Annotated in this window: 8 protein-coding genes; 1 reads left to right on the top strand and 7 read right to left on the bottom strand. The window is 27.0% G+C overall.

Annotated features, from left to right (window positions below):
* Positions 1–2 precede the first annotated feature (2 nt).
* The 7 genes from JN03_RS09660 to mnmE all read right to left on the bottom strand — a co-directional run bounded on the left by JN03_RS09660 (position 3) and on the right by mnmE (position 6,527).
* Positions 3–947, bottom strand: coding sequence for a phosphatidate cytidylyltransferase (locus tag JN03_RS09660; RefSeq protein ID WP_036445527.1), 945 nt, complete (start codon positions 945–947; stop codon positions 3–5).
* A gap of 68 nt (positions 948–1,015) precedes the next feature.
* Entirely contained in the window at positions 1,016–1,567 is a 552-nt protein-coding gene (locus JN03_RS02610) for a ribosome-recycling factor (protein ID WP_036440246.1), read from the bottom strand.
* 24 nt (positions 1,568–1,591) lie between these two features.
* A complete protein-coding gene (gene pyrH / locus JN03_RS02605; RefSeq protein WP_036440243.1) occupies positions 1,592–2,323 on the bottom strand; it encodes a UMP kinase in 732 nt (243 codons plus the stop codon).
* 134 nt (positions 2,324–2,457) lie between these two features.
* Positions 2,458–2,700 (bottom strand): sigma-70 RNA polymerase sigma factor region 4 domain-containing protein, encoded by a 243-nt coding sequence (locus tag JN03_RS02600; RefSeq protein ID WP_036458032.1) that lies wholly within the window; start codon positions 2,698–2,700, stop codon positions 2,458–2,460.
* Complete coding sequence (gene ftsY, locus JN03_RS02595) at positions 2,690–3,760, bottom strand: signal recognition particle-docking protein FtsY (protein WP_134076671.1); 1,071 nt, start codon at positions 3,758–3,760, stop codon at positions 2,690–2,692. Before ftsY ends, JN03_RS02600 begins: the two co-directional genes overlap by 11 nt.
* 42 nt (positions 3,761–3,802) lie before the next feature.
* Positions 3,803–5,167, bottom strand: a complete 1,365-nt coding sequence (gene rlmD, locus JN03_RS02590; protein WP_036458027.1) for a 23S rRNA (uracil(1939)-C(5))-methyltransferase RlmD — start codon at positions 5,165–5,167, stop codon at positions 3,803–3,805.
* Between the two features lies 1 nt (position 5,168).
* Entirely contained in the window at positions 5,169–6,527 is a 1,359-nt protein-coding gene (mnmE, locus tag JN03_RS02585) for a tRNA uridine-5-carboxymethylaminomethyl(34) synthesis GTPase MnmE (RefSeq protein ID WP_036458024.1), read from the bottom strand.
* 366 nt (positions 6,528–6,893) lie between these two features.
* On the opposite strand from mnmE, the gene JN03_RS09655 reads away from it, so the two are divergent.
* Positions 6,894–9,971: hypothetical protein (locus tag JN03_RS09655; protein WP_134076670.1), on the top strand; the 3,078-nt coding region annotated here is incomplete at its 3' end.

Raw genomic sequence — 9,971 nt, 5'->3', positions numbered from 1 at the left:
CATTATTTTATGAATAAAATCATAAATATAGATACACTTACAAATGATATAGAATCAAACCTATCCATTACACCGCCATGACCGGGCATTAAGTTTGAAAAGTCTTTAATTTCATATTTACGTTTTATTCACGAGAAAAACAAATCACCTATTATTGAAATAATAGGAAGTAATAAAACAGCAATTAAAATTTGTTTTCAATTTGTAAAGAATAGAATTTTAGAAACATTAAACATTTGTCCTGAATAGAGTAAAAATAAAGATAGTAACGCTCCAAATATATAAGAAACTATTGCACCTTCTCACGTTTTTTTAGGACTTATTTTACAAAAATTTCTTTTAATAATTTTTCTTCCAAGTAGCATACCACCAAAATAACCAGTGGTATCTACCGACATAGGTATCAATAAAAAGGTTAAAAATCCATAAATGAAAGTAACATTGAAAATATAAAGTAATTTAAAGAAAAACGGGATAAAAATAGTTGAAAATATCGTTATTAAATAATTTAGTAAAAACTTGTTTTTAGTTTCATATTTTCTAAAATCTGAAATCATCAATAAAAACACAAATACTGAAATTATCAAAATAGGAATCAGAAGTGAAAATAAAACATCTTGATTGTAAAGTAAAGCAGTACGTGAAATTTCAATAATCTCGCTAATAACGTATCTTTTTGTTGAGAATATAAATTCATCTGTTTGATAGATACTTTGCGGCAGAAATCAAATAACAAGCGTTAAAGAGGTGATTGTAAAATTAGTTATTAAATTTTGTTTGTTATGTTGTATAGTTTCATACACTGCATAAAGGGAAAGAATTAAATAAGAAACCGCACCAATTATTTTTCCATATTGATTATTTAAAAAATAAGTAACAAGAACAATTGGTATTGTTACAAGCAGCATAAAAGCAACTGACTTTAATCTTTTCTTTAAATTTTGCATATTACTATAAATTAATAGTAATATAAAAAATTAATTTTTTTTGTTTTTTAAAAATAAAAAAAAGCAATTTATATTGTTAATAAATCGCTTTCTTTTTCGTTGGCTATTTTTTCAATTTTAACTATATAGTTTTCTATTTCTTTTTGAATACTATCTAGAAAATGTTTTTTCAAATCTTCTGATAATTCTTCATTACTTTTTATTTTTTTATTGATTTCTTGTCTAGCTTGACGAATGTTAACTTTAGCTTGTTCGGTATATACATTTAATTTTTTAACAAGTTCATGTCTTTTTTCTGTTGTAAGTTGTGGATAAGAAATTCTTAGTTGATGTCCCTCGTTTGAAATAGAAACCCCTAAGTTGTATTCGGTAATTGCTTTTTCAATAATTTTAATTGAACCCAAATCAAATGGTTTTACTATAAGTTGTAGAGCACTTGCAACTTGAATTGATGAAAGTTCATCAATCGCAAGTATTGAATCATAGTAATTAACTTTAATTTTGCTAATTAAAGCAGGATTTGCTCTACCAATAGCAACTTTAGTAATTTGCATTTGGTAGTTATCAATAATTTTCATAGCAAGTTCTTTAAGTTCTTCTAGATAAATTTGTAGTTCCATAGTAATTCCTTAATCTTCTTTTTTTTATTTTTTTTCTATTTCATTGCTGATGATTGTACAAGGTATTTTGTTTTCTATTACTCTAAGTAACGAATCTTCTGAAGATATATCAAACACAATTATATCGATATTATTATCTCTAGCCATCGATGCTGCTGTTTGATCTAATATCTTTAAATTTCTTCTTAAAATTTCGTCGTATGTAATTTTATTAAATTTTCTTGCATCTTTATTAATTTTTGGATCAGAATCATAAACGCCATCAACTTTGTTTTTACCCATTAAAATTGCATTAGCTTTTATTTCGCTTGCAAATAATGTTGCAGCTGTATCAGTTGTAAAGAATGGTCTTCCGGTTCCGCCTGCAAATATTACAATTTCACCATTACTTAAATATTTTAAGGCTTTTTCATTAATATATTCTTCACAAACTTTTCCATCCATTGAAAGACTATTTAAAACTCTACATTTTATTTTGCTATTTTCAAACCCAGATTGTAGAGCAAGCGCATTCATTGTGGTTGCAAGCATTCCGATGTAGTCAGCTCTTACACGAGGTATACCATTTTTTTCAGCACTAGTACCTCTTCAAAAGTTTCCACCACCAATAACGATTGCAATTTCAATTCCCTTATCTATTATTTTCTTTAATTGACTGGCAAATTTTTGTACCAATTCATTATCAATTGCCAATTTTTTTTGTTTATTGGCCAATCCTTCACCTGATAGTTTTATCAGTACTCTTTTATATTCCATAGTTGCCACCAACACTTCTTTTTTTTATGTTTATAAATATTTGTTAATATTTTACAATAATTTTAGAATTTAAAAAACAATAAGATTTTTGTTTAGTTTTGGAAAAAAATCTTATTGTTTTTTTAAATTCATTTTTACTCTTTATTTAAGAGTTTTTTTGATATTTCAATTAGTTTATTTATGCCTTTTTTATAAGCATCAAACGCACCAGCACGAGACATCGCAAGTTCTTCTGATATTTCGGTGAAATTTAAATCTTCATATAATTTTAAATATAAAACTTGCTTTTGGGATGTGGGGAGGAATTCTTTATATTTGGAATATAAATCTACCAAATGAACAAATTCTTCTATTTCTTGATTTTTTTTATTGTTCATTAAATCCTTTCATCAATCCATAAATGTAAGCATCTAATTCAAATTCCATAAGGTCATCAACCTTCTCACCAAAACCAATAAATTTAATAATTAAACCTAATTGATCTTTGATGGTCAAAGCAACACCACCTTTAGAAGTTCCATCCATTTTAGTTAATATAATCCCAGTTAGATCAACAAATTCTTTGAATTCTTTAGCTTGACTAATTCCGTTTTGACCAGTACTTGCATCCATAACAAGTAATGTCTCATGCGGAGCTTCTGGGATTTTATTTTTAATTATCTTATTAATTTTAGCAAGTTCATGCATCAAATTAACTTTATTTTGCAATCTACCAGCAGTATCAATTATTAATACATCATAGTTATCTTCAGTTGCTTTTTCTAAAGCTCTATAAACAACAGCAGCAGGATCTATTTCATTCTGTAGTGGTTTTACAATGTCAGCATTTACTCTTTTACTTCATATTTCAAGTTGCTCAACAGCAGCTGCTCTAAATGTATCTGCTGCAGCAATTAATACTTTTTTGTTTTCAGAAACTAATTTATGAGCAATTTTTGATATCGATGTAGTTTTACCACTACCATTAACACCTATTACTAATATGATGTTTAATCTCCCATCATATATATTCAAAGAAGAATCTATAACAGAATTTGATGCATAAATAGCAAATAGTTTATCAGCTATTATTTCACTAATAAGTTTAGGGTCGGAAATATTTTCATTTTTAACTTCTTTTTTACATTCATCAATAATAATTTCAACCAAATTATAAGAAATGTCAGACATAACTAATAAGTCTTCTAATTCTTCAAATAACTCGTCATCTATCTTATTGTATTTATTTTGAATCGCTTTTATAGATTCGATAAAAGATTTGTTTGATCTAGATAAACCCTCAACGTATTTACTAACTACTTTTTCTTTTTTTTCTTTTTTGAAATTTAGTTTTAATAATTTTTTCTCTTCTTTTTTGCGTTGCTTATCTAATTTTTTTTGTTGTCTTTCTTCTTCTGTTCCAAATAATTTTTCTTTTAACCTGCTTCAAAACCCCATATTTTTCTCCTTATTTTTTTCAATAAAAAACTAAAAATATTTTTAATTTTTAGCTTTATTGAAGTCGTTTTTCGATAATATGCAAAGCGTTTCGATATGTGGTGTTTGTGGAAACATATCGTATGCTTGCAAGAAATCAATTTGATATCCTTTGTTATTAAATTCTTTAATGTCTCTAACCATAGTTCTTGGATTACAACTTAAATAAACAATTTTTCTTATCTTATGTTCTATGGTATTTTTTATAACAAAATTACTCAATCCCGATCTTGGTGGATCAAAAATAATAATATCAATTGGTGCTAACTTAGTTCTTGGATCTTCGAAAAATCATTCAGTATCCATTTCGACACATTCAACATTATTTAAGTAATTTAACTTAGCATTTTCAATTGCACAAAATGATGCACTTTTGTTTGATTCAACAGAAACTATTTTCTTCGCTTTCTTAGCAAGTGAAATACCAATAGATCCAACACCAGCATAAGCATCAACTATCAATTCATTTCCTAATAAATTTAATTGTTTTTGAATGGTTGTATAAATTCTTTCTATTTGTTTTTCATTTATTTGAAAAAACGAATTTGCATCAACTAAATATTTTTGTTTAGATAAACCATATATAATCGCTTGCTTACCTTGAAGGATTTTTGTTTCAATAATTTTTGTTTCTTTTTTATTAAATAAATTGTAAATTACATTTATCTCAAAGTCATTTTTTAATTTAGAGAATAAATTAAGAGGAAACTCAATAAATTTTATACCATTAAAAATAATTAAATACTCTTTAGATTTTTTACTATACTTAAAAGTTATAGAAAATATATTTGTAAGAAACTCTTTTAATAACAAAACATTGTCTTTGATAATCGAGATAACTTTTAACATCAATTTTTCAAGTTCTTTGTCAACCAAATCAAAAGCCGTTTGTTCTACTACTTTATGTGAATTTCTTTCAAAGTATCCAATATCAAAAAGTGTTTTTCTACTTTCGTTTTTAATAACATGAACAGTAGCTTTGTTTCTATAGTGTAGTTCGTTTGGGGATTCCAAGCAAACACCATCGTATGTATAATTTAATTCTCTTTTAAATAAACTTTTAATAATAGATGTTTTAAATTCTAATTGTGAATCATACTTCATTACTAAAAGTGGTGCGTTGCCTGATTCATTTAGATTATTATTCTTAACTTCAATTCTTTCCGGAACTTTCTTGTGTTGAAAAATAACTTTTGCAAAGGCATATTTTGAAAAAACAGAAGTTATTTTTATATCAGCAATTTCACCTTTTAATAACCCATCAATTAAAATAGGAAATTTTTCTATCCTAGCAACCCCATAACCTTCGTAGCTAAACTCAGTAGCTTCAACATTAGTTATTATTTTGTCAACTTCTATTATTTTCATACTATTTACCTAAACAGAATTTTTTAAATATGTTATCTAATAAAGCTTCATTAGAAAAATCTTTATTCAATATTTCTCTTAACTTATATCAAGCTTCTCTTAAATCTAATATTAAGACATCAATATCTAAGTTATTTTTAATTCCTTCGAGAGCATTGATTAAACTATTATAACATATTATTAATTGACCTAATTTTCTACTATTTAAAAAGTATTGGTTACTTTCAAAATTTATATTATTAATGTTTTTTAGCAAAGCATTTTTTAATTCATATATATTTTTGTTTTTTACAGAAATTCAAATATTATCTTTATATAAGTCTTTTTTTGAAAATTTATCAATCTTATTTAATACAGAAATATATTGCTTACCTTTGCATAATTTTTCTATCTTTGCTTTATCTTTTTTAATAAACTCAGCTGTTTTATCATCGAACAAATGAATTACAATATCTGCTTTTTCCAATTTTTCAAAAGATTTCTTAATACCAATACTTTCAACCACATCGGTAGTTTCTCTTATTCCAGCAGTATCAATTACTCTAAACAAAAAACCACTTAAAACAAACTCACCATCAATAGCATCTCTTGTAGTGCCTTCTATATCAGTTACAATAGCTTTATCTTCTTCTATAAGTAAGTTAAACAAAGAAGACTTACCAACATTGGGGCGACCAATAATGACTATATTAATTCCTGTATAAACTTTATTTATATCTATACTTTTATCCATCAAAACTTTTATTTTTTGGGCATAATCAAAAACAAATTCTTTTATCTTATTTCTATCAATTACCTCAATATCGTTGTATTCTGAATAGTCAATATTTATCTCACATTTTGAAATAATATCAAGAAGTTCTTTTTCCAAAACCTCTATATATTTGTATGTTTCATTGTTATTGAATTCTGAAATAGCAATCTGAGTTTGATAGTTTGTTTTTGCATGTATTAAGTTATTGATAGCTTCTGCTTTATCAAGAGATATTTTTCCATTAAGTAACGCTCTACGGCTAAATTCACCATTTTCAGCCATTCTAGCGCCATTTTCTAATATGAGGTTAAGAATCTTATTAGTAACTAAAATACCCCCGTGAGCATTAATTTCTATTGTATCTTCACCAACAAAATTATCCGTTCCTATGAATCAATTCACCAATACTTCATCTATTGTTTCATTAGTTTTAGGATTAACTATTTTTCCATAAGTTATAGTTTTGTTGTTTCCTGTTTTACCATTAAATATTTTCTTTATTATTTCAAGTGAATTACTACCACATATACGGATTATTGATATTGCTTGGTTTATATTTCCTGATGCTATAGCTGTGATAGTGTCTAAATATTTGTTTTGTTTCATATTAATTATTATAATTAATATTTACTTTAAATGATCAAATAACAAAAAACATAAAAATTTATTTTAGTTTGTTTTTACATATAAATAAATATAAAGTTCGTTTATTTTGTCTATATCGTAAAATTGACCTTCTAGAAAGGGAAATTTTGTGAAAAATAATTGTCAATAACTTACTAATTTCTTTCTGCTATTAAATTATTGATATGGGAGCTAATTTCTTCTTAAATAAAGCAAAATTTTGGAAAATTAGTATATAATTTTTTATATTTTTGTTAAATCTGAAGTTTTTTATTGTTTTTTTGAGTAAAAAAATCATAAAAATAGCAAAAATACAAAAAAATTCACAAAACAAAACAAGGAGAAATAATGTCTGAAACAGTTGAGTTAAGTCGAAGACAGAAATATGAAAACCGAATGAATAAAATTCCTTGATTTAGAAGAAAGGTTGGGGACATTTTTAGAGCAATGGTTATTCCTATTGCTATACTTGCCTTTCTTTCTATTATTTCAGGGGTTTTAGAAAGCGTATACACAAACTACATAGTAGTAAAAAACCTGCAAAACAATGCTTTAGCTAAAAATATTTTGATTGCTAAAGAAGTTTTTGAAAAGTTAATGAACTTTGTTCCGATGATAGCTTCTATATCCGTCGCAGCAACATTTAGTCCGAATAGGACAGTAGGTGCGTTAACTGCATTTATTGGATGAATAGCTTTTTTAGCGGTTCAAAGTGTTTTAATAGCACAAACAGGGAATAATTATCATTTATCTTTATTTTTACAAAATAGAACAATTCCTGTTGATGCTGCAGAAAAAGGATTGATAGTTAAAATTTCGGGATTAACTACAAATCCACTTATATTTTTAAACTCAAATATGTTTGTAGGTTTTTTGGTTGGTTATTTAAATGCTCTAGCATTATCTAAAATAACAAAGAAAACCTCAACACTAACAAATGCTACTTTCTTAGGAATATTGATTGCATTAGTGTTTTCAATAGTTATAGGATTTCTACATCTACATATAATTTTCTTATTAGGTCAAGGATTGTATGCAAGTAAAGATTCAATAATTAATTTAAATAAAAATATCAATTTAAATAATTTTCTAACCGCATTAATTAATGGATCGATGTTCCCATTAAGTCTAACAAAATATACATCTTCATTATATGGTGGAGCTGTTACAGAATATGATAGGGTATTGTTAGCATTATTCATTTTACCCGCTATGGCTATAATGTTGATTTTTTCGGCAAAAAAAGGAAATAGAAGATTTGCGTTTTCTTTCTATATAACTTTGATTTTGTTATCAACTTTATTAGGTAAATATGATGCATTACTACTTTCTATCTTCTTTATTTCACCATTTGTATTTTTAATGGTGGGAGCAATAGCACCTTCTACTGCCGCTTGAGTAATTGCTATAATTACTTCAAAATTAGGTACTACTATAGAAACATCATTGTTGGGTAATGGTGGTGTTATTGATATTGCAATGAATGCAATTAAGAATTTTGCTAAATTCAAACAAGCATGAGTAATGTTGTTAATTGGTTCAATATGAGCAATAACATTCACCATTATTTCATGAGCTTACATTTACTACGGACGTGTATGTGTTCTTGGTAAAGGAAATGTTATTAAAGAAATGTTTGCTTATGAATATGTTGTTGAAAACAACTATATTGTATTTTCAAAGCAAAAAAATAATGACTTAGGAAATCCGGTAAGAAACCAAGTTGCTGACGAACTTGTAAATAGAGCGGTTTCTTTGATTGCACAAAACGAACAAGATGCTATTCTAAGTCAAAACATTATTAGCGATGCTAAGAGGATGAAATATACAAAAGAAATAACTATTGATGATATTGATATTCAAAAAGCACAAGAAACTTCAGATATACAAGACGAAATTATTTTTGATGAACCCGATAATCTATTAATTGAAGAACCAAGCCTAGATCTAGATGGTTTTGGTATGGGTGTTGATGATTATGATTTTGGCGAATCAGAACCACAAATTCCAAATCCTTTTGATAATAACCAATTAAGTCAAGAATTTGAAAAATTAGATAAGAAAGAAGACTGCATTAATGCAGAAATAATTGAAGTGAAGAAAGCAGAGGAAAGTCCCTTGAAATTCCTATTAGAAGACGACAACAATTTTAATGATGGGTTTGAGCAGGACAATATTTTCTTAGATCCTGACGATGCACTAACAAGTGAATTTGATTTAGATACCAATCTACAATTTGATGATATTACTTCATTTGATGATCCTACCGTTACTGGTGAATTAGAATTACCAACTGATGATCCTTATGCTGCTATAGCAAACTTAAAATATAAAGATGACATTGATACTGAAATATTATCGCTTGGTTATCCTATAGAAGATCCTGTTGATGAAATTTATGAAGATGTATTTGTTGAAAATGGTGATTTTGATTTGGGTGTAAAAAGAGAAGTTATTAACAATATTCCCTTTGAATATACAACTGAATTAACACCAGCATATGACACACCTCTTGAATTAATAGATTCTCAACTTGATGGTGGAAATTTAGATGATGTCGGAACTGAATGTGATTATAGTTCATTTGATGTAGATAATGATATGATGGGTCAAACAGATCTAGATGTATTAGTAGCTGCTGAATATGGATCTTATGATGATATATTTGGTCTAGAACAAAAAGAAGAGTTCCCTGATGTAGAAATTCAAGAAGCTAAACCTGTTCAAGAAGAAAATGTTGTTGAAATTGCAGCATTTGAAGAAAAAAATGAGCATGAACATGTTAATTTTGGTGAAGACCAAAGAGAAGAATATATTGAACCTACAGAGCAAACAATGATTAATATTGAATCTGAAACTGTTGGTGAATATATAACCGATGATTCTCAAAATGCAGACAAGATAAATGAACTTGAAGAAAAAATTAAACAACTTCAAGAACAACTTGAAAAATCTCAAGAACAACAACAAGTTATTGAAGAACCTGCTTCTGAAGAATTCCCAGAAGAATCAATTGAACTTCAAGAAGAACAATTAACCGAACAAGTAGAAGAAGCTCAAGAATCTATAGAACAAATCCAAACTTCTGAACAAAAACAAATTGAAGAAGTAAGTGAAATTAACCAAGAAACTGAAAACCAATTTGATTCAGATATTGATCTTTCAACTCTTGAAGATTTAGAAAACCTTCAACCTGAAAGCGAAAATTTAGAATCAGAAGAACAAATTGAGGAATTAACCGAAACTGAAACTCAAGTTGAATCAGAAGAAGTTTCAGAAGAAACACAAGTTTCTAACGAAGAGTTTGAACTACTTGATGAATTTACTGGCGAATCTTTAGAAGGAGAATTCAAATTTGATGAACCACAAGAAATTCAAGATCTTGAAACTGAACAATTAGTTTCTGAAAATGAAGTAGAACCAGTT

The organism is Metamycoplasma hyosynoviae (genome assembly GCF_004365165.1).
GTDB lineage: Bacteria > Bacillota_I > Bacilli_A > Mycoplasmatales > Metamycoplasmataceae > Metamycoplasma > Metamycoplasma hyosynoviae.
This window is presented reverse-complemented; position numbering and strand designations above follow the sequence as displayed.